Source organism: Providencia sp. PROV040 (assembly GCF_032706145.1).
Taxonomy (GTDB): Bacteria; Pseudomonadota; Gammaproteobacteria; order Enterobacterales; family Enterobacteriaceae; genus Providencia; species Providencia hangzhouensis.
In genome coordinates this window covers 3,625,754-3,647,421 of record NZ_CP120530.1, presented here as the reverse complement: position 1 = coordinate 3,647,421, position 21,668 = coordinate 3,625,754, and the positions used below count along the sequence as shown (strand labels likewise).

General features: G+C 40.3%; 21 protein-coding genes. 17 read left to right on the top strand and 4 right to left on the bottom strand.

Going from position 1 to position 21,668, the window contains the following annotated elements; genetic code table 11:
- Positions 1 to 20: 20 nt before the first annotated feature.
- The 10 genes from skp to tilS all read left to right on the top strand — a co-directional run bounded on the left by skp (position 21) and on the right by tilS (position 11,593).
- Positions 21 to 515 carry a molecular chaperone Skp gene (gene skp, locus P3L40_RS16930; RefSeq protein ID WP_036957991.1) on the top strand — a complete coding sequence of 165 codons (495 nt, stop codon included), beginning with the start codon at positions 21 to 23 and terminating at the stop codon, positions 513 to 515.
- Positions 516 to 518: 3 nt separating this feature from the next.
- Positions 519 to 1,556, top strand: a complete 1,038-nt coding sequence (gene lpxD, locus P3L40_RS16925; RefSeq protein WP_136134308.1) for a UDP-3-O-(3-hydroxymyristoyl)glucosamine N-acyltransferase — start codon at positions 519 to 521, stop codon at positions 1,554 to 1,556.
- 128 nt (positions 1,557 to 1,684) lie between these two features.
- The gene (fabZ, locus tag P3L40_RS16920) at positions 1,685 to 2,137 is read left to right on the top strand and encodes a 3-hydroxyacyl-ACP dehydratase FabZ (protein WP_004257450.1); all 453 of its coding nucleotides are present in this window, start codon (positions 1,685 to 1,687) and stop codon (positions 2,135 to 2,137) included.
- Between the two features lies 1 nt (position 2,138).
- A complete protein-coding gene (lpxA, locus tag P3L40_RS16915) occupies positions 2,139 to 2,936 on the top strand; it encodes an acyl-ACP--UDP-N-acetylglucosamine O-acyltransferase (protein WP_004257444.1) in 798 nt (265 codons plus the stop codon).
- A 44-nt stretch (positions 2,937 to 2,980) separates the two neighbouring features.
- Positions 2,981 to 4,132, top strand: a complete 1,152-nt coding sequence (gene lpxB, locus P3L40_RS16910; protein ID WP_004257441.1) for a lipid-A-disaccharide synthase — start codon at positions 2,981 to 2,983, stop codon at positions 4,130 to 4,132.
- The gene (gene rnhB, locus P3L40_RS16905; protein WP_004257437.1) at positions 4,132 to 4,725 is read left to right on the top strand and encodes a ribonuclease HII; all 594 of its coding nucleotides are present in this window, start codon (positions 4,132 to 4,134) and stop codon (positions 4,723 to 4,725) included. Before lpxB ends, rnhB begins: the two co-directional genes overlap by 1 nt.
- A gap of 11 nt (positions 4,726 to 4,736) precedes the next feature.
- Positions 4,737 to 8,219, top strand: a complete 3,483-nt coding sequence (dnaE, locus tag P3L40_RS16900; protein ID WP_036957990.1) for a DNA polymerase III subunit alpha — start codon at positions 4,737 to 4,739, stop codon at positions 8,217 to 8,219.
- A gap of 12 nt (positions 8,220 to 8,231) precedes the next feature.
- The gene (gene accA, locus P3L40_RS16895; protein WP_004257429.1) at positions 8,232 to 9,191 is read left to right on the top strand and encodes an acetyl-CoA carboxylase carboxyl transferase subunit alpha; all 960 of its coding nucleotides are present in this window, start codon (positions 8,232 to 8,234) and stop codon (positions 9,189 to 9,191) included.
- A 148-nt stretch (positions 9,192 to 9,339) separates the two neighbouring features.
- A complete protein-coding gene (locus P3L40_RS16890) occupies positions 9,340 to 10,227 on the top strand; it encodes a DMT family transporter (RefSeq protein WP_094961142.1) in 888 nt (295 codons plus the stop codon).
- Between the two features lie 13 nt (positions 10,228 to 10,240).
- The gene (gene tilS / locus P3L40_RS16885; RefSeq protein ID WP_136134307.1) at positions 10,241 to 11,593 is read left to right on the top strand and encodes a tRNA lysidine(34) synthetase TilS; all 1,353 of its coding nucleotides are present in this window, start codon (positions 10,241 to 10,243) and stop codon (positions 11,591 to 11,593) included.
- Between the two features lie 63 nt (positions 11,594 to 11,656).
- Here tilS and rof read toward each other — a convergent pair whose 3' ends face one another.
- Positions 11,657 to 11,920 (bottom strand): Rho-binding antiterminator, encoded by a 264-nt coding sequence (gene rof, locus P3L40_RS16880; RefSeq protein WP_004257417.1) that lies wholly within the window; start codon positions 11,918 to 11,920, stop codon positions 11,657 to 11,659.
- 271 nt (positions 11,921 to 12,191) lie between these two features.
- Here rof and P3L40_RS16875 point away from each other — a divergent pair, with 271 nt between their 5' ends.
- From P3L40_RS16875 to chbG, 7 genes are all read left to right on the top strand, one after another.
- Positions 12,192 to 12,848 (top strand): copper resistance protein NlpE N-terminal domain-containing protein, encoded by a 657-nt coding sequence (locus P3L40_RS16875; protein ID WP_004257413.1) that lies wholly within the window; start codon positions 12,192 to 12,194, stop codon positions 12,846 to 12,848.
- 372 nt (positions 12,849 to 13,220) lie between these two features.
- Entirely contained in the window at positions 13,221 to 13,541 is a 321-nt protein-coding gene (locus P3L40_RS16870; protein ID WP_094961145.1) for a PTS sugar transporter subunit IIB, read from the top strand.
- Between the two features lie 114 nt (positions 13,542 to 13,655).
- Positions 13,656 to 15,014 carry a PTS N,N'-diacetylchitobiose transporter subunit IIC gene (gene chbC / locus P3L40_RS16865; RefSeq protein ID WP_036957985.1) on the top strand — a complete coding sequence of 453 codons (1,359 nt, stop codon included), beginning with the start codon at positions 13,656 to 13,658 and terminating at the stop codon, positions 15,012 to 15,014.
- Positions 15,015 to 15,058: 44 nt separating this feature from the next.
- On the top strand, positions 15,059 to 15,406 hold the full coding sequence (gene chbA, locus P3L40_RS16860; protein WP_004257393.1) for a PTS N,N'-diacetylchitobiose transporter subunit IIA: 348 nt from the start codon (positions 15,059 to 15,061) through the stop codon (positions 15,404 to 15,406).
- Between the two features lie 10 nt (positions 15,407 to 15,416).
- Entirely contained in the window at positions 15,417 to 16,283 is an 867-nt protein-coding gene (gene chbR / locus P3L40_RS16855; RefSeq protein WP_094961147.1) for a transcriptional regulator ChbR, read from the top strand.
- 110 nt (positions 16,284 to 16,393) lie between these two features.
- Positions 16,394 to 17,752 carry a 6-phospho-beta-glucosidase gene (locus P3L40_RS16850; RefSeq protein WP_004257387.1) on the top strand — a complete coding sequence of 453 codons (1,359 nt, stop codon included), beginning with the start codon at positions 16,394 to 16,396 and terminating at the stop codon, positions 17,750 to 17,752.
- Between the two features lie 35 nt (positions 17,753 to 17,787).
- Positions 17,788 to 18,543, top strand: a complete 756-nt coding sequence (gene chbG, locus P3L40_RS16845; RefSeq protein ID WP_136134305.1) for a chitin disaccharide deacetylase — start codon at positions 17,788 to 17,790, stop codon at positions 18,541 to 18,543.
- Between the two features lie 61 nt (positions 18,544 to 18,604).
- Here chbG and proS read toward each other — a convergent pair whose 3' ends face one another.
- The 3 genes from proS to rcsF all read right to left on the bottom strand — a co-directional run bounded on the left by proS (position 18,605) and on the right by rcsF (position 21,551).
- The gene (proS, locus tag P3L40_RS16840; protein WP_140171681.1) at positions 18,605 to 20,323 is read right to left on the bottom strand and encodes a proline--tRNA ligase; all 1,719 of its coding nucleotides are present in this window, start codon (positions 20,321 to 20,323) and stop codon (positions 18,605 to 18,607) included.
- Between the two features lie 99 nt (positions 20,324 to 20,422).
- Positions 20,423 to 21,142 (bottom strand): tRNA (N6-threonylcarbamoyladenosine(37)-N6)-methyltransferase TrmO, encoded by a 720-nt coding sequence (gene tsaA / locus P3L40_RS16835; protein WP_210853212.1) that lies wholly within the window; start codon positions 21,140 to 21,142, stop codon positions 20,423 to 20,425.
- 7 nt (positions 21,143 to 21,149) lie between these two features.
- The gene (rcsF, locus tag P3L40_RS16830) at positions 21,150 to 21,551 is read right to left on the bottom strand and encodes an Rcs stress response system protein RcsF (RefSeq protein ID WP_004257380.1); all 402 of its coding nucleotides are present in this window, start codon (positions 21,549 to 21,551) and stop codon (positions 21,150 to 21,152) included.
- Between the last annotated feature and the right edge of the window lie 117 nt (positions 21,552 to 21,668).

The window sequence follows — 21,668 nt, the reverse complement described above, 5'->3', positions numbered from 1 at the left end:
TATGGGTTAAGGAGTTTAGTGTGAAAAAATTGTTGTGTGCAGCGGGTGTGAGTATTGCTTTAGCAATGTCTGCGGGGGCTTATGCTGAGAAAATCGCTATCGTCAATGTTGGTGAAATTTTCCAAAATATGCCAGCGCGTGAAGCCGTTGCTAAACAGCTTGAAAGTGAATTCAAAAGTCGTGCGACTGAGTTACAAAATCTAGAAAAAGATTTGCAAACTCGCGTTGAAAAATTGCGTCGTGATGGTGCAACAATGAAACAAAGTGAGCGCGAAAAGCTTGAATCTGAACTCATGACTAAACGTGATCAATTCGCTGAAAAAGCTCAAAAATTTGAAGAAGACAACCGCCGTCGCCAAGGCGAAGAGCGTACTAAAATTTTAACTCGTATTCAGAACTCTATTAAGGCTGTTGCAGCTAAAGAAGGCTATGATGTCGTTATCGATGCAAATGCAGTTGCTTATGCAAAAGATAGCGTTGACATTACAAGTCAGGTTCAAAAACAGGTTAAATAATAGATGTCTTCAATTCGATTGGCTGACCTTGCTCAGCAGTTGAATGCGCAATTACACGGTGATGGTGATATTACCATCACCGGTATTGCTCCAATGCATTCAGCGAATAATCAACAGATTACTTTTCTATCTGACAGCCGTTATAGTGACAAATTGGCAGATTGCCAAGCTGCAGCGGTGGTTCTCACAGCAAAAGATCTTGAAGCATGCAAAGTGGCTGCGCTGGTAGTGGATAACCCATACCTTGCTTATGCACGCATGGCTCAAATTATGGATACAACGCCAAGCCCAGCTGAAGATATCCATGCATCAGCGGTAATTGCTGATGATGCAAAACTTGGTAAGAATGTCGCAATTGGCGCAAATGCCGTTATCGAAAGTGGTGTTGAGCTTGGCGATAATGTGGTGATTGGCGCAGGTTGTTTTGTGGGCAAAAATACGCGTATTGGTACAGGAACCCGTTTGTGGGCGAATGTCAGCGTATACCACAATGTTGAGATTGGCGAACACTGTTTAGTTCAATCTGGCACAGTCATTGGCTCTGATGGCTTCGGCTATGCGAATGATCGTGGTAATTGGATCAAAATTCCTCAATTAGGCACAGTGATCATCGGCGATCGTGTTGAGATCGGTGCGAGTACAACCATTGACCGAGGTGCTTTAGATAACACAGTAATTGGCAATGGGGTTATTATCGATAACCAGTGCCAAATTGCACACAATGTCATAATTGGTGATAATACCGCAGTTGCTGGTGGTGTTATCATGGCTGGTAGTTTAAAAATCGGCCGTTACTGTATGATTGGTGGTGCCAGTGTTATCAACGGCCATATGGAAATTTGCGATAAGGTCACAGTAACAGGAATGGGGATGGTTATGAGACCTATCACTGAACCAGGAGTATATTCTTCAGGGATTCCTTTACAGCCTAATAAAACTTGGCGTAAAACAGCTTCTTTAGTCTTAAATATCAATGAGATGAATAAGCGGCTGAAACATGTTGAGCGTGAATTAGATAGCCAAAATCAAAAAAAACAGTAATCATTTTGTAATTCAGGCTAAAATAGTTATCTGAGTTACGTTTTCCGGCCTGCCAGTTAACCTAATTTAAGGTTAAAGCAGGCCGATTCATTAATTAAACCGTATTAATAGACAGGAAGAGTATTTCGATGAGTGATAATCATACTCTGAATATAGAAGAAATCTTAGAACTGCTTCCGCACCGTTACCCATTCCTTCTGGTTGACCGTGTATTGGATTTTGAAAAAGGCAAATCATTACGTGCAGTGAAAAATGTGTCATTTAACGAGCCATTTTTCCAAGGACACTTCCCAAGTAAACCTATTTTCCCTGGTGTATTGATTTTAGAGGCCATGGCGCAAGCGACAGGAATTCTTGCGTTTAAAAGCGTTGGAAAATTAGAGCCGGGTGAGTTGTACTATTTTGCAGCGATAGACAATGCGCGTTTTAAACGTCCCGTTCTACCAGGAGACCAAATGGTCTTAGAAGTAGAATTTATCAAAGAACGTCGCGGAGTTGCACGTTTTAAAGGTGTTGCTAAAGTTGATGGAGAAGTGGCCTGCGAAGCAGAAATGATGTGCGCCCGTCGTCGTGAGGTCTGATATGATTGATAAAACAGCCTATATTCATCCATCCTCTATCGTAGAAGATGGAGCTATCATCGGTGCCAATGTTCATATTGGCCCTTTTTGTTATATTGGCGCGAATGTTGAAATTGGTGAAGGCACTGAACTGAAATCTCATGTTGTCGTTAATGGCCATACAAAAATTGGTCGTGACAATGTGATTTTCCAGTTCGCTTCCATTGGTGAGATTAACCAAGATCTTAAATACCAAGGCGAACCAACGCGAGTTGAAATCGGGGACAGAAACCGTATTCGTGAAAGCGTAACCATTCACCGTGGTACTGTTCAAGATGTTGGCCTGACAAAAGTGGGCAATGATAACTTACTGATGGTGAATGTGCATATTGCTCATGATTGTATCATTGGAAACCGTTGTATTATTGCAAATAACGGTACTCTAGGTGGTCATGTAACACTTGGTGATTATGCCATTATTGGTGGGATGACCGCAGTTCACCAGTTTTGTAAAATTGGTGCTCATGTTATGGTTGGTGGCTGCTCTGGTGTTGCACAAGATGTGCCGCCTTATGTCATTGCACAAGGTAACCACGCGACACCATTTGGTTTAAATCTTGAAGGTCTAAAACGCCGCGGTTTTGAAAAAGAATCACTACATGCTATTCGTAATGCATACAAGGTGTTATATCGTTCAGGTAAATCCTTAGAAGAAGCTCGTGAAGAAATCGCAGAAGCGGCAAAAGCGAATGAACACGTTAAAGTGTTTAGTGATTTCTTAGAGGATTCAGCGCAGTCTAAACGTGGTATTATTCGTTAATCTAGTATTAATGAATCGAGGCCTTTAATAAGGAGCGAATTTCGGTGAATAATAGCCGCCCACTTACTATTGGCCTTGTTGCCGGAGAAACATCTGGTGATATTCTCGGTGCGGGGCTTATCCGTGCACTTAAAGAGCAAATACCAGATGCTCGCTTTGTTGGTGTTGCTGGTCCTTTAATGCAAGCCGAAGGTTGTGAAGCTTGGTATGAAATGGAAGAGCTTGCCGTCATGGGTATCGTTGAAGTCCTCGGCCGCCTACCTCGGTTATTATCCATCCGTAAGGATCTAACCCAGCGTTTTACCGAATTACAGCCAGATGTTTTTGTTGGAATTGATGCCCCTGATTTTAATATTACCCTTGAGGGGCGCTTAAAATCGAAAGGGATTAAAACCATTCATTATGTTAGCCCATCAGTTTGGGCATGGCGTCAAAAACGGGTATTTAAAATCGGTCGTTCAACGGATTTAGTATTAGCTTTCTTACCTTTTGAAAAAGCCTTTTACGATCGTTTTAATGTTCCTTGCCGTTTTATCGGGCACACAATGGCGGATGCCATTCCATTACACCCTGATAAACAAGCCGCTCGACATCGGCTGAATATTCCTGAGCATGTTAAATGTTTAGCCTTACTGCCAGGAAGTCGTCATTCCGAAGTCGAAATGCTAAGCGCAGATTTTCTTAATACAGCGAAAATATTACAGCGTAATATCCCGGATTTACATATTGTGGTGCCGTTGGTGAATGAAAAACGCCGCCAGCAGTTTGATGAGATAAAGCAAAATACTACGCCTGAACTGCAAATTCATACTTTAGATGGCCAAGCTCGTGATGCAATGATTGCAGCAGATGCGACTTTATTAGCATCAGGAACGGCAGCACTTGAATGTATGCTAACAAAATGCCCAATGGTGGTGGGGTATCGTATGAAACCTTTCACCTTCTGGTTGGCAAAACGGTTAGTGAAAACGCCGTATGTTTCTTTGCCTAATTTGTTAGCAGGAAAAGAGATTGTCAAAGAGTTACTACAAGAGGATTGCCAGCCTGATAAACTTGCACAGCAGTTGCTTCCACTCCTAGAGGGTGGCGAGCGGGTTGAAAACCTGAAAGAAACTTTTTTACAATTACATCAGCTTATTCGTTGTGACGCAGATAAACAAGCTGCTGAAGCTGTATTAGATATGGTCAAAAATTAATGGAATTTATCTATCCAAAAGCAAATTTAATCGCGGGTGTTGACGAAGTGGGTCGAGGCCCATTAGTCGGAGCTGTAGTGACAGCAGCGGTGATTCTTGATCCCAATAACCCTATTATAGGGTTGGCAGACTCAAAAAAACTCACCGAAAAAAAACGTGAGAAATTATTTGATGAAATTCAAGAAAAAGCATTGTGTTGGTGTATTGGTCGCGCAGAACCAGAAGAAATTGATAATATAAATATATTACATGCAACTATGTTAGCTATGCAGCGCGCTGTTGCCGGTTTATCCATTATTCCTGAGTATGTTTTAATTGATGGTAACCGTTGTCCTGAATTGCCAATGCCTTCACAAGCAGTAATTAAGGGCGACAGCCTAGTACAAGAAATTAGCGCAGCATCCATTTTAGCTAAAGTGATTAGGGATAGGGAAATGGTTGAGTTGGACAAAGCTTTTCCTGAATATGGTTTTGCGAAGCATAAAGGCTACCCAACCGCGTATCATTTAGAAAAATTGGCGCAGTATGGTGCAACCGAATTCCATCGTAAAAGCTTTGCTCCTGTGAGAAGAGCTTTAGACAGCAATAAGTAGGTATTAGGTCGATGGCATCACCTCGTTTTATTCATTTACGTGTTCACAGTGACTATTCCATGATTGATGGGCTAGCCAAAACGGGGCCACTGGTTAAAAAAGTGGCTTCAATGGGTATGCCTGCATTCGCGATCACCGATTTTACTAACCTTTGCGGGTTAGTCCGGTTTTATGGTGCAGCGCATGGTGCGGGGATCAAACCCATTATTGGCGCTGATTTTTATGTGGAAAGTGAATTATTAGGTGATGAAATATCTCACCTAACTGTTTTAGCGCGTAATAATGAAGGCTATCAAAACCTCACCCTACTGATTTCTGAAGCATACCAAAAGGGCTATGGTGCGGTTGGGCCAACGATAAAACGAGAATGGCTGGCCAAGCACAAAGACGGCTTGATTCTTCTGTCCGGTGGCCGTAAAGGGGATGTCGGGCAATTTCTATTAAGGGGAAACCAATCCTTAGTGGATGAGTGTCTTGCATTCTATGAAACTCATTTCCCAGATAGCTACTATTTAGAGTTAGTCAGAACAGGGCGGCCTGATGAAGAAAGTTATCTACATGCGGCTGTCGAGTTAGCGACTAAAAAAGGCCTACCTGTCGTTGCAACGAATGATGTTTGTTTCATTGAAAGTAGTGATTTTGACGCTCATGAAATACGTGTTGCTATCCATGATGGTTTTACATTAGCAGATCCAAAAAGGCCTAAAAATTATAGCCCTCAGCAATATTTACGTTCCGAAGAAGAGATGTGTGAGCTGTTTGCTGACATCCCTGAAGCGCTAGAAAACAGTGTAGAGATTGCTAAGCGTTGTAATGTGACGATCCGTTTAGGTGAATACTTCTTACCTCAATTCCCAACAGGGGATATGAAAACAGAAGACTTTTTAGTCATGCGCTCTAAAGAGGGGCTCGAAGAGCGTTTAGAATTTCTGTTTCCTGATGAAAAAATCAGGGCAGAAAGGCGTCCTGAGTATGATGAGCGTTTAGATATCGAACTCAACGTAATCAACCAAATGGGTTTCCCTGGCTACTTCTTGATAGTTATGGAGTTTATCCAATGGTCGAAGGATAACGGCGTACCCGTTGGGCCTGGACGAGGTTCGGGGGCAGGTTCCCTTGTTGCCTACGCACTCAAAATTACTGACCTTGACCCGTTGGAGTTCGATTTACTATTTGAGCGTTTCTTGAACCCTGAGCGTGTTTCGATGCCTGACTTTGACGTCGATTTCTGCATGGAAAAACGCGACCAAGTCATTGATCACGTAGCCCAAATGTATGGGCGTGATGCCGTTTCACAAATCATTACCTTTGGTACGATGGCGGCAAAAGCGGTTATCCGCGACGTGGGGCGTGTACTTGGGCACCCATATGGTTTTGTTGATAGAATTTCTAAATTAGTGCCGCCAGATCCCGGTATGACACTAGAAAAAGCATTCGAAGCAGAGCCACAGCTCCCTGAAATTTATGAAGCTGATGAAGAGGTTAAAGCGCTTATCGATATGGCGCGTAAACTCGAAGGGGTCACTCGAAATGCCGGTAAACATGCGGGTGGGGTGGTTATCGCTCCAACTAAAATTACTGACTTTGCGCCACTGTATTGTGATGCGGAAGGTAATAACCCCGTCACGCAATTCGATAAAAACGATGTCGAATATGCAGGGCTAGTGAAGTTTGACTTCCTCGGCTTACGGACGTTGACGATCATTAACTGGGCGTTGGAAATGATCAACGCGCGCCGTGCTAAGAAAAACTTAGAGCCGGTTGATATTGCGGCGATTCCGCTGCACGATCAAAAAAGCTTTGATATGCTGCAGCGCTCAGAAACCACGGCAGTATTCCAGTTGGAATCCCGTGGAATGAAGGACTTAATTAAGCGATTACGTCCCGACTGCTTTGAGGATATGATCGCACTGGTAGCATTATTCCGCCCTGGGCCATTGCAATCAGGCATGGTAGATAACTTTATTGACCGTAAGCATGGTCGTGAAGAAATTTCGTACCCAGATGTTCAATGGCAACATGAATCATTAAAACCTGTTCTAGAGCCCACATATGGTATTATTTTATACCAAGAACAGGTTATGCAGATTGCTCAGGTTTTAGCCGGTTACACGCTTGGCGGTGCAGATATGCTGCGTCGTGCGATGGGGAAAAAGAAACCTGAAGAAATGGCGAAGCAGCGTTCTGTTTTTGAAGAAGGAGCAATCAAAAACGGGGTAGATGGCGAGTTATCAATGAAAATCTTTGACTTGGTAGAGAAATTTGCCGGTTATGGGTTTAATAAATCGCACTCAGCAGCTTATGCTTTAGTTTCTTATCAAACATTATGGTTAAAAGCTCACTATCCCGCTGAATTTATGGCTGCTGTAATGACCGCTGATATGGACAACACGGAAAAAGTGGTCGGTTTAGTTGATGAATGTTGGCGAATGGGCTTAAAAGTATTGCCACCAGATATCAATAGTGGGCTTTATCACTTCCATGTGAATGATGAAGGTGAGATAGTTTACGGTATCGGTGCAATTAAAGGGGTCGGTGAAGGCCCGATTGAAGCGATTGTTGAAGCGCGTCAACAAGGCGGGATATTTAAAGAGATTTTTGACCTTTGTGCGCGAGTCGATATTAAAAAAATTAATCGTCGTGTGATGGAAAAGCTTATCATGGCAGGGGCATTTGACCGATTAGGCCCTCACCGTGCGGCATTGATGTCTTCCCTTGAAGATGCATTAAAAGCGGCTGACCAACACGCTAAAGCAGAGGCAATAGGCCAAGCAGATATGTTTGGTGTATTAGCGGAAGCACCTGAACAAGTCGAAAGTTCATACGCCAGTGTGCCTAAATGGCCAGAGCAGGTGGTATTGGATGGTGAACGCGAAACGCTTGGTTTATATTTAACAGGGCATCCAATAACGCGATACTTGAGCGAAATAGAGCGCTATACTAATGGGCTTAGATTAAAAGATGTGAACCCCACCCCTCGTGGTCAAGTGACAACTGTGGTAGGTTTAGTACTTTCAGCTAAAGTCATTACAACCAAGCGTGGAAATAGAATAGGTATTTGTACGCTTGATGATCGTTCCGGTCGTCTGGATATTATGTTATTTTCAGATGCACTCGATAAATACCAACATATGTTGGAAAAAGACAATATCCTGATAGCCACCGGTCAGGTCAGCTTTGATGATTTCAATGGTGGTAATAAAATGACAGTGCGTGAGTTAATGGATATTAGTGAAGCAAGGGAGAAATATGCACGAGGACTTGCAATTTCACTGTCAGATAAACAAATTAACGATCAATTGCTGAACCGGCTTCGCAGTACTCTTGAACCTCATCGTTCAGGAACGATCCCGGTTCATCTGTATTACCAGAAGGATGATGCCAGAGCCAAGCTTAAATTTGGTGTTGTTTGGCGTGTGACGCCAGTGGATCCCCTTCTGAACGATCTTCGAACTCTGCTGGGTAGTGAGCAGGTAGAATTAGAATTTGACTAAAATAGGAATATTATGAGTCTGGATTTTCTTGATTTTGAACAGCCAATCGCGGAATTAGAGGCGAAAATTGATTCTCTAACAGCGGTTAGCCGTCAAGATAACAACTTAGAAGTCAACCTAGATGAAGAGGTTGCTCGTTTACGTGAAAAAAGTGTTGAACTGACACGTAAAATTTTCTCTGATCTAGGAGCTTGGCAAATCGCTAAACTCGCTCGTCATCCACGTCGTCCATATACATTGGATTATATTTCTCGCATTTTTACTGATTTCCAAGAATTAGCAGGTGATCGTGCTTATGCAGATGATAAAGCCATTGTGGGTGGAATGGCGCGTTTAGATGGTCGCCCAGTTATGATTATTGGGCATCAGAAAGGGCGTGAGACAAAAGAAAAAATCCGTCGTAATTTTGGTATGCCAGCCCCAGAAGGTTACCGTAAGGCATTGCGTCTGATGGAACTGGCTGAGCGTTTTAACTTGCCTATTATTACCTTTATTGATACTCCTGGGGCTTATCCGGGCGTTGGTGCTGAAGAGCGTGGTCAGTCAGAGGCTATCGCACGTAATTTACGTGAAATGTCACGTTTATCTGTCCCAGTCATTTGTACTGTTATTGGTGAAGGTGGCTCTGGCGGTGCTCTTGCCATCGGTGTTGGTGATAAAGTCAATATGCTGCAATACAGTACTTATTCTGTTATTTCACCAGAAGGCTGTGCTTCCATTCTATGGAAAAGTGCAGATAAAGCACCACTAGCAGCAGAGGCGATGGGGATTACTGCTCCACGTCTTAAAGAACTGAAATTAATTGATAATGTTATTCCTGAGCCATTAGGCGGTGCACATCGTAATTATGATGAAATTGCGGAACAGCTAAAAGCACGCCTGAATGAGGACTTAAACGAATTAGATGCATTAGATGCCGAAGCGTTGAAAAACCGCCGCTATCAGCGTCTGATGGACTATGGTTATTGCTAATTATTAACCGCTAATCGTTAATAAAAACGGGAGTTTGCTTTTTGCCAGCTCCCGTTTTTTTATTTTTAAGCTAGTCATTTTTAATGATAACAGAGTGTTTTGATTTAAATTATTCATCTGCTGAAAATAATAATAGATAGGAACTAGGGTGCGACAATATAATTATTTGCTATATGCTTTTACTTGCGTATTGATATGGAGCTTTATTCCTATTGTCTCTCGTTTTGGGCAAGAAGGTATGGATAGCTTCCAATTCCTTTTTTGGTCAAACTTAATTTCAGCGATATCTGTAATTATTGTTGCACTTGCTTCTGGGTATCGGCTGACAAAACTGTTTATCTTGCCAAGAGATGTACTAATCAAAGTCTTTGTTCTTGGTTTTCTTGATTGTTTATTCTACTTGTTACTGTATTACGGATATTCCATTGAAAATGGTATCGCCGTATTGGTCATTCAATATAGCTGGCCATTAGTTATTATCTTGTTATCAGTAGTATTGCTAAAAGATAAATTAGCTGGAAGACAAATAATTGGCATCATAGTTGGTTTTATTGCGGTGATTATTACTTTTACTAAAGGGCAAATTACACAGCTACATGTTGAAAACCCAACAGCGTTATTACTGGTTTTTAGTGGTGCATTTTGCTTTGCACTAATGTCAGTTTTTTCTCGCCAATATTCGATAGACCCCTATATTAGTACTGTGTGGTTATTTATTTTTTCAACGCTAACTTCTTTTGCCTTACTGATACTATTTAGTGAAATGCAGTTACCTTCAAAAGCAGCTTTTTGGCCAACATTGGTTAATGGCATTTTAATCAATGGGGTGTCTTATATTTTGTGGTTTAAGGCGATGAATACAGGTCATTCAGCGAAAATAGCTTCTGTGGTATTTTTATCTCCCGTATTATCGGTACTCTGGTTAGTGTTAATCTTAAATGATGTTTTTGAAATTGCGTATGCAATTGGGGTATTACTGGTAATTATTTCTGGTGTTCTGTGTGTTGGCGCAAAAAGCCAAAGCCAGAAGTCGTAAGAAGGGCGAATAAATGGCGCAGCATTCGCAAGTAATTGTTGAACAAGTTCTTAATAAAATAAGTGGTATTCAAAAAATTCTAGTGGGATTCAGTGGTGGTATTGACTCTACGGTTTTATTACATGCACTTTATCTTATTCGGCAACAACGGCTTCCTTCACTAGAAATTCGTGCTATTCATATTCATCATGGCTTGAATAGAAAAGCAAACGAATGGGAGCAGCATTGTGCTCAATTATGTTCACAATGGGACATTCCTTTTATTTGCCGACATGTCGTGGTTGATTCAAGCCAAAAAGGTATTGAAGCAGCAGCACGAGAAGCTCGTTATCAGGCTTACCGAGAAGAATTACAAGAAGGCGAGGTATTAGTTACGGCTCAACATCTTGATGACCAAGCAGAAACTTTCATGTTAGCGTTAAAGCGTGGTAGTGGGCCAGCAGGGTTGTCTTCAATGCCTGAATTATTGAGTTTTTCAGCGTGTTGCGGTTCAACATGGCTATTACGCCCATTACTTTCAACACCCCGTATAGCGCTAGAAGCTTATATGCAAGAGCAACAATTGTCGTGGGTTGAGGACGATAGTAACCAAGATGACCGTTACGATAGAAATTTTTTACGTCTTCATATTATGCCAACTTTGGCTGAGCGCTGGCCACATTTTTCTCATGCTGTCGCGCGCAGTGCAGCGCTATGTGCTGAGCAAGAATCATTACTCGATGAGTTATTAAAAGATACCCTTGAAGGTATGATGGATTACCGAGGGGGCCTATTTATAGATGATTTGCAAGGGTGTTCATCTTCCAAACGTAATGCGTTAATTCGTCGTTGGGTTGGTTTGCACCAATTGCCAATGCCGCCATTTAACCAATTGGAACGTATTTGGCAAGAAGTCGCGTTAGCTCGGCATGATGCAGACCCTATTTGCCGCTTAGGGCAATTTGAAATTCGTCGTTATCAAGGCGCATTGTGGGTTGTTAAGCGCATTAATAGTCTATTAAATAAACAGTTTGAATGGGCTTTTCCTGAGGCTATTGAGTTACCTGAATCCTTAGGAATATTACAAGTTATGGAAGGAGAGGGGCAGATACGGCCACCACTTTCGCATGAAAATGTGACAATCCGTTTTGGGCTGCAAGGCACATTGAAAATAGTAGGACGCCATCGTTCCAGAAGCAGTAAGAAGATCTGGCAAGAATTAGGCGTAGCTCCATGGATGAGAGAAAGAGTGCCATTAATTTATTATAACGACCAGCTCATTACCGCAGTAGGGTGCTTTATTACCCCTGAGGGGTTGGTTGATGAAGCGTCTCTGGGCATTGCCATCGATTGGCAAAAAGAGGGTGAATTTAAGGTATTAAATTAATGAGAAGCCCCTTATGACTGTGATTACCATAAGGGGCTATAGAAGGACTCAAAATCGTGAGTATTAGTGAGAGTGGTCGACAACAATTGTGCCGATTTCAGGATGACTGAAGGAAATTATGCAATCCAATCTTAACTCCTTGGTTCCATCATGTGTCTCAACAATCAGGTACTCAACTTTTTTTCGTAGGAGTAAATCACTGGCCTTCCCCTCAATATTCACGCCGTCATTAAGTATTATTTGCAACTTTAGCTGACGTTGGCATGCGATTTCTAGATATTCGTAATCATCACAATTGATAGGTTGATATTCAGTATCTGTAGACATATTCCCTCACCACTGTGTTAGTGGCGGTTATTGCCGCCTTGAACATGTTGTACTAAGCAAAAATGTGCTTAGTACGATAATAGCACAGTAACTTTAATAACTATAATCACAGCGCAGGGAAAAAGACAATTCTTATTCACTAAATCAATACACAACGTATTTTATCAGTAATGTCCGAATTTTCTTATGTTTGACATATTTTTATTAGATGAAATGCTATGATGTTTATATTGGTTAACAAGTTAAAACACATGGTTTTAAGGGAATTATAATGAAAAAATCACTAATGTTAGTCTTAATGGCGGTTGGAAGTATTACGTTAGCTGGCTGCCAGAGTGCGACAAAAAATATTGATGTAGCACCAGTCGATAAAGTCTATACAGGGGTTTTACCTTGCGCGGATTGCTCTGGTATTGAGGCGACATTGTTAGTTAACCAAGATGGTAGTTATGTTGAACAGCTCGTTTACTTAGGAACGAAAGATGGTGATACAGCTTTCCATGATACTGGTAAATGGGATATAGAAAATAATAAACTACGAGCAACTAATCCTAAAGGTGAAAGTACTTATTTTGCCCAATCAGCAGATGGTCAATCAGTGACCTTGCTGGATTTAGACGGTAACCCGATTGAAACACAGATGAATTATACGTTAGACCAAGTTAAGCCAAGTAAAAAAGTGGGGCAGTACCGCTATATGGCTGATGCAGCTGTTTTCAAAGAGTGCGATAGTGGTCGCCAATACGCTGTTTCTGGTGTTGAATTAGAAAAAGCGTATGGAGAAACTGGGGTAGATGGTGGTACACCTGTCTATGCTGAAATTGAAGGTTATTATACCATTCGTCCTTCAATGGAAGATGGCCAGTTTGATTCCGCATTAGTCCCAACAGGTGCAATTAAGTTCGACAAATCTGCTTCTTGCAACTAATTCGTACTTTTTTCTTTCTTAAGAAGACCCACTTCAACTGAAGTGGGTCTTTTTCTTTTTGGGCTATAAATTACCAATTAAAACGCCGTATTACCCATCTTTAATTTTTTTCTTATCATTATTTGATATCAATATAACTTTTTTATTGACGCAAAATATTTATATAAATGTGAGGATTGTCATGGCTGTTGGTCAATGGGAGACAATTGTTGGTTAGTTTGAATTATCGAAAATGCTGGGAAGGCAGTATACTCAATTCAACTAGAGATAATTAATTGCTTTAGTGTGTAGGGTTGGGTTAGATGATAAGTCTATAAGAAAACTTATAAGTTATAGCGGTAATAAAAAATAGAACGAATCAAAGGATAAGGAATGAATAAGAAAAATATTTATCTATTTTGTTCTGCAGGAATGTCTACCTCACTGCTAGTTAACAAAATGAGACAGCAAGCAGAAAAATACGATGTACCTGTCAATATAGAGGCCTTTCCTGAAAGCTTAGCTTCAGAAAAAGGTGTAGATGCGGATGTGATATTACTCGGCCCGCAAATTGCTTGGATGTTATCGGATATCCAAAAATTATTACCTAACAAGCCAGTTGAAGTTATTGATTCACTTTTGTACGGAAAAGTGGATGGGCTCGGTGTACTAAAAGCTGCCGTTGCAATTATAAAAAAACAAACTGCAAGCTAATACCAAAAAGCTATTTACAACCTCTACAACATAATAACTCCATCAACATTAACGTTATTAACATAACGTAATTAGTTAAGAATGGAGCATACTCAAAAAATTGAGGGTATTTTTATGAGTCTTTTTATCACTTCGCTTGAAAAGGTACTCCTTCCATTCGCTGTTAGATTGGGAAAGCAACCTCATGTTAATGCAATAAAGAATGGTTTTATTCGAATTATGCCTCTGACCTTAGTTGGGGCAATGTTTGTGTTAATTAATAATGTTTTTCTGAGTTTTGATACAGGGTCATTTTTCTATTCTTTGGGGGTTAGACTAGAGCCTTCAACGATAGAAACACTAAATGGTTTTAAAGCCATTGGTGGAAACGTTTATAACGGGACATTGGGAATTATGTCCTTAATGGCACCTTTTTTTATTGCGATGGCACTGGCGGAAGAACGTAAGGTTGATCCACTTGCTGCTGGTTTGTTAGCTGTTGCTTCTTTTATGACAGTCACACCATATGACGTCAATGGTGCTTATGCCGTTGGTGCTAATTGGCTCGGTGGGGCTAATATCATTTCAGGGATCATTCTAGGGTTAGTCGTTGCTGAAATGTTCACTTTTATTGTTCGCCGTAATTGGGTGATTAGATTACCAGATAGCGTACCACCATCCGTATCTCGTTCATTCTCTGCACTTATTCCTGGTTTTATCATCTTATCAATTATGGGAATTGTGTCGTGGGCGCTAAGCGGTATTAGTAGTAATTTCCATCAAATCATTATGGACACAGTATCCACACCACTTGCTTCTATGGGGAATGTTGTTGGCTGGGCATATGTTGTATTTACCTCTCTATTATGGTTCTTTGGTATCCATGGTTCTCTTGCATTAACCGCATTAGACAGCGGTATAATGACACCGTGGGCATTAGAAAACGTGTCTTTATATGCAGAGTATGGTTCAGTTGATGCTGCGATTGCTGCGGGTAAATCCTTCCATATGTGGGCAAAACCGATGCTTGACTCCTATGTATTCTTAGGTGGAACGGGCGCTACATTAGGATTAATTATCGCTATTTTTATCGCATCACGTCGTGCCGACCATCGTCAGGTTGCGAAATTAGCATTACCGGCAGGTATTTTCCAAATTAATGAGCCGATTATTTTTGGTCTACCGATCATTATGAACCCGGTTATGTTTATTCCATTTATTCTTATTCAGCCTTTATTGGCAGGAATAATGGTCGCGGCTTATTATTTAGGGATTATCCCACCAGTGACGAATATCGCACCATGGACAATGCCGACGGGGCTTGCTGCATTCTTCAATACTAATGGTAGTATCGCTGCCTTACTACTTGCATTATTTAACCTTGGTGTGGCTGTACTCGTTTATCTTCCGTTCGTTGTGATTTCTAATAAAGCACAAAACACAATCGATGAAGAAGAGAGTGAAGAAGATATTGCTAACGCACTTAAGTTTTAAAATAAGGGGGAGCTTGCTCCTCCCATCAAAATAGAGATAAAAGTATGTTTGAACTTAATGATATCCAAGAAGATGCGACTATGGATGAACTTGAAGAAGTTGTCATGGGGCTGATTATTAATGCAGGGCAAGCAAGAAGCTTGGCTTATACCGCATTAAAAAAGGCGAAAGAAGGTGATTTTGTGACGGCAAAAAGTTTAATGGCACAATCGCACTCTTCGCTGAATGAGGCGCATAAAGTGCAAACTCAATTGATTGAAAGTGATATGGGTGAAGGACGAATCAAAGTTAGCTTAGTTCTGGTTCATGCACAAGATCATTTAATGAATGCCATGTTAGCCCGTGAATTAATTACAGAGTTAATTGAGTTACATGAAAAATTAAACCATTAGAGAGGGAGCCATGATGCAGGCACTGATGAATAGAACCGACACTAATGCTGAAATTAAACTCGTTCAAGAAAGTGAACTTTTTAATAATAAAACCTTTCATGTCTTTATTTATAATAAAGTTGAGAGTGCAAGTGGACTGCATCAACATGATTATTATGAATATATGATTGTTCTAACGGGGCGTTGTTATCAAATAATTAATGGGAAAAAAGTTTTATTAGAGCGGGGAGATTTTATTTTTCTCCCAATAGGGTCGCATCATGAAAGCTCTTATGATTTTGGGCCTACACGAATACTCAATGTTGGAATTAGTAAATCATTTTTTGATAAACATTATTTACCACTATTACCAAGTTATTTTGTTGCATCACAGGGCTATCAATTAAAAAATGAATTTATGGCTTATATAGAGTCCGTGATTGCATCATTAAATTTTCGTGATAGTGAATTTAATGAATTTATTGAGTTGGTTACATTTAATGTCGTAAATCGATTACGCCATTATCGTGAAAAAAGTATGCGAGATGATGCCCCTCAATGGCTAAAAAATACATTGGAAGAAATGCATGATATCGCTATGTTTAGTGAAAGTGCTCTACAAAATATGATTTCGATAACGGGAAAATCACAAGAGTACTTAACTCGGGCAACAAAACGCTATTATGGCAAAACGCCAATGCAGATTATTAATGATATCAGAATTAATTTTGCTAAAAAGCAACTCGAAATAACTAATTATTCAATTACGGATATTGCTTTTGAATCCGGTTATAGCAGTCCAAGTTTATTTGTTAAAAAATTTAAAGAGCTAACTTCATTAACACCAAGTGATTACAGAAAAAATCTATTTAGTGTTGAACAAAAAATGGTAGGTTAAATTATTACCTAAATAATCTTCCCATTTCTAAGCGTCTCAAGCATATCCATCTTTTTCTATAAAGATGGCGTGCTTTTCTATGTCTATTATAAAGGTACAATGAGGTTAATATGACTCAGAATCAGAAATTAAAAGTTGTCACCATTGGGGGAGGGAGTAGCTACACTCCTGAATTACTAGAAGGTTTTATTAAACGTTACCATGAGTTACCTATTACTGAATTATGGTTAGTGGATGTTGATGAAGGTAAAGAAAAATTAGATATTATCTATAATTTATGCGAGCGCATGGTTAAACATGCCAATATACCACTCAAGATATTTAAAACGCTTGATAGGCGAGAAGCATTAAAAGACGCTGATTTCGTGACGACTCAATTAAGAGTTGGGCAATTAAAAGCACGTGCGTTGGATGAATCAATCCCCTTAAAACATGGTTATTTGGGGCAAGAAACTAATGGTGCTGGTGGCTTATTCAAAGGGCTGCGAACAATACCTGTGATTTTTGATATTATTAAAGATGTCGAAGAAATTTGCCCGAATGCTTGGGTAATTAATTTCACCAACCCCGCAGGTATGGTAACTGAAGCTGTTTATCGCCACACTAACTTCAAACGTTTTATTGGTGTTTGTAATATACCTATCGGTATGAAAATGTTTATTACCGATGTTTTGAAACTATCCGATAGCGATGAATTATCTATCGACTTATTTGGTTTAAATCATATGGTTTTTATCAAAGACGTTATTGTAAATGGTTCATCACGGTTTAATGAGTTATTAGAAGGGATTGCTTCTGGAACATTAAGCGCAAATTCAGTTAAAAATATTACAGACCTTGCTTTTGATGAAGGATTAATTCGTGGATTAAATCTGATCCCATGCTCTTATTTATTGTACTATTTTAAACCTAAGGAAATGCTAGCGATTGAGCTTGGCGAGTATTATAAAGGGGGGGCTAGGGCTCAAGTCGTGCAAAAAGTTGAGCATCAACTCTTTGAACTATATAAAAATCCAACATTAGATGTAAAACCTAAAGAGCTTGAATTAAGAGGTGGAGCTTATTATTCAGATGCCGCTTGTGAAGTCATCAATGCAATATACAATGACAAACAAACGGAGCACTACGTTAATATTCCACATCATGGGCATATTGATAATATTCCTGAAGACTGGACAGTCGAAATGACATGCTTATTAGGTCGTGATGGCGCAAAACCGCACCCACGAGTAAAGCATTTTGATGATAAAGTACTTGGTTTAATTTATACCTTAAAAACTTTTGAAATTACCACTAGCCAAGCTGCAGTAAATGGTCAGTTTAATGATGTTTTATTGGCAATGAATCTAAACCCATTAATTCATTCTGATAACGATGCGCGTTTAATTTCTAAGGAATTACTAATCGCCCATAAAAAACACCTACCGAACTTCGCTAAAGCAATACAACAGCTTGAGCAAGAAGGTTAATTAGCCAAATAGCTTATAGTGTCAAGGGAGAGCATATGGCTGTATTACTTATTGTAAATGCCGATGATTTTGGACTCTGCGAGGCCGTTAATTACGGCATCATTGAATCTCATCGTAATGGGGTTGTTCATTCAACAAGCGCGATGATGAATATGCCCGCAATATCCCATGCGGCTAAATTAAGCCAAGAGAATCCGAATCTGGCAGTGGGGATGCATTTTGTTTTAACGGCTGGGAAGCCTTTCTCATCAATGCCTACTCTCAGCCGTGATGGGCTATTGGGTAAATGGCTTTGGGATATTGATATTAATGATTTACCATTGATTGAGATTGAACAAGAGCTAAATCTGCAATATCAAAAGTTTATCGAAATTTTTGGTCAAAAACCGAGCCATATCGATAGCCATCATCATGTTCATATGATTGAGGGTATTTTTCCAATTGTAGTTGCTTTCGCCCAAGAAAAGGGGGTCGCGTTACGTGTTGATCGCCAATTAGAGAAAAATTGGCCGCCATTATCTTATCAAGTGGCAAGCACTGACTGTTTCAGTAGTGAGTTTTATGGTGATCAAATTTCAGAAGCGTTATTTTTGAAGATTATTAATGAAGCTAAAGCACAAGGTAATAATTCTATTGAAGTTATGACTCATCCTGCGTTTATTGATAATGCGCTATTAAAAAGTAACTATGCTTATCCACGTTTAAATGAATTGGAAGTATTAACATCTGAAAATTTAAAATCACAGATTTTGGCGGATGGTTTTAAGATTGGTTCGTACCGAGACATCTAAAAAAGAAGCCCAAATTCAAATAACCGAAATTTGGGCTTTATTTTCTAGCTTTTAACTTATTTTATTTACCGAGCTTACCTTTTAGGAAGCTAATGACATTTTCTAAGCCAACCAATTCTTTATCATCACTACGGCGTGATTTATATTCAATTTGGTTGTTGTCTAAGTTACGGTCACCAATAACGATAGTGTATGGAACACCAATCAGCTCCATATCGGCAAACATCACACCTGGGCGCTCTTTACGGTCATCGAAAATCACATCAATACCATTTGTTTTTAAGTCAGCGTAAAGTTTTTCTGCAACTTCTTTAACACGATAAGATTTGTGCATATTCATTGGTAAAATAGCCACTTGGAACGGAGCAATTGCATCCGGCCAAATAATTCCGCGGTCATCATGGCTTTGTTCAATAGCAGCGGCAACAATACGCGTTACACCAATGCCATAACAGCCCATGGTGACGATTTGGTTATGTCCATCTTCATTTTGGACTGAAGCTTTCATTGCTTCTGAGTACTTAGTCCCTAATTGGAAAATATGGCCAACTTCGATACCACGTTTAATTTGCAGTACACCTTTACCATCTGGGCTTGGGTCTCCTTCAACAACGTTGCGTAAATCAAAAGCTTCTGGTAACGCCAAATCACGTTCCCAGTTGATGCCAAAATAGTGTTTACCATCAATATTTGCGCCTGCACCAAAGTCGCTCATTACTGCAACGCTACGGTCGATAACAATCGGAAGTGGCATATTGACTGGGCCTAAAGAGCCCGGGCCAGCATTCACTGCATTTCTGATTTCAGCTTCCGTGGCGAATTCTAATGGGCTAGCCACTAATGGGTGTTTTTCTGCTTTGATTTCATTTAACTCATGGTCGCCACGAATTAATAAAGCGACGAGCGTGTGACCTGAATCTTTTTTCGCATGAACAATCAATGTCTTAACAGTTTTTTCAACAGGTAAATTGAATTGCTCAACGAGTTCTGCGATTGTTTTTGCATTAGGCGTATCAACAAGACGCATCTCTTCTGTTGGAGCGCAACGTGGCGTTGTTGGTGCTAATGCTTCTGCGAATTCAATGTTAGCGGCATAATCAGATTCGGTAGAGAAAATAACGTCATCTTCACCATTTTTTGCTAATACTTGGAATTCGTGGGATGCGCTACCGCCGATAGAGCCAGTGTCAGCTTGAACGGCACGAAAATCAAAGCCAATACGCGTGAAAATTTTGCTGTAGGCTTCGTACATCGCATCATAGGTTTCTTGCAATGATTCTTGGCTAGTGTGGAAAGAGTATGCATCTTTCATAATAAATTCACGCGAGCGCATCACGCCAAAACGTGGGCGAACTTCATCACGGAATTTGGTTTGAATTTGGAATAAATTCAATGGCAATTGCTTGTAAGAGGTGATTTCGTTACGGACTAAATCTGTGATCACTTCTTCATGGGTCGGGCCGAGAACAAACGGGCGCTCACCACGGTCAACAAAACGCAGCAATTCAGGACCATACTGTTCCCAACGTCCACTTTCTTGCCATAAATCTGCAGGCTGAACGACGGGTAAAGATACCTCGATAGCGCCTGCATTTTCCATTTCTTCACGGACGATGGTTTCTACTTTACGTAGAACACGAACACCAGTGGGTAACCAGTCATACAGACCGGAAGCAAGTTTACGGATCATTCCTGCACGCAGCATCAGCTGATGGCTGATAACTTCTGCATCCGCAGGGGTCTCTTTTAGAGTTGAGAGCAGATATTTGCTAGTACGCATTGTATAGGTTCCATTAGAACAACAAGTTATGGCAAACGACTTATTTGCCAAGGTATATAGTGAGCTAGTCTACCAGTGACGGAGGCTTGCCAAAAGGGGTTAACGTGATTTTTCGTATGGTTCGATAGCGAATACTTCAGTCACACCATCAATTACCCGCCAACGAATATTAAAATCTAATAAATGGACTGCATAGTCTCGTGTTTCAGTAGATTGTTTTTTATATGCGGGGCGGGGGTCTTGCATTAAAACTTGTGAAATAAATTGTTTAATACTCGGGTACTGATTTTGATAATCATCTAATTCAGTTTCTATTTCTGGGGTAAATATAACCTGCATATCATCTGAAGGTGTGTCCTGTGCGTACCCTGCAGTTGCGGTCGGTATTGCCTCAGCAAAGGGTAAGTAAGGTTTTATATCGATAACAGGGGTGCCATCTACTAAATCAAGGCTACCAAGCTCAAGGATCACTTGGCTGTTTTTTATTGTTATTCCATGTAATTCAACAAGAGACATGCCTATTGGGTTTGGTCTAAATGTTGAACGGGTTGCGAAAACACCCATTTTATCATTGCCACCTAGTCTTGGAGGGCGCACTAGCGGTTTCCAGCCATTTTTCATTGTTTGATGAAAAACGAATAGAACCCAAACATGGCTAAATTGACTGAGTCCTCGCACCGCATTGGGGTCGTTGAATGGAGAATGCAGATGTAAGCGTCCCGCACCCCCCTGAACAAGTCCAGGTTGGCGAGGGATTGCAAACTTTTCTTTATAAGGTGATTCAATGTGCCCAATAACATTAAACTGAAAAGATTGCATAAGATATTTATTCAACAATTTGTAATGCACTGCCTTCACAGATAGTTGCCTGATAACAACCTGGAGAGGTCATGGTTTGGCACTGGTGTAAAAGTACGGCATCAGCCGCAATATAGGCAGCTTGTGTTAACATACTGTTTTTTGCGGTATTCAAATTTGCCGGAGGGCTTTGAACGCTTTCTCGACAAGATTCCCCAGAAACAACACCTAAATCTTTGAAAGGCATCCCTAATAATTCTTCTGGGCTATTCATTAATTTAACGTTTGCTGTGTCTGGCTCTGTTACTTTCGGTACAGGTTTAGACAATTTCATACTAGTGAAACCTTTATTTTGCCCTGGACTCGTGTATTGGTTAATTCCACACCCGGCTAACACAAATGTTACCAAAGTGAGCAATAACAGTCTCATAAGTTATACCTTTCTTATCTGATTCAAAATAATGCTGCGTTGTTTTTATAGTCTATAAATTACAAAAAATACTAGACGGCGTTAAGCCGTCTAGTATTTTAATCGTTTTTTAAATAA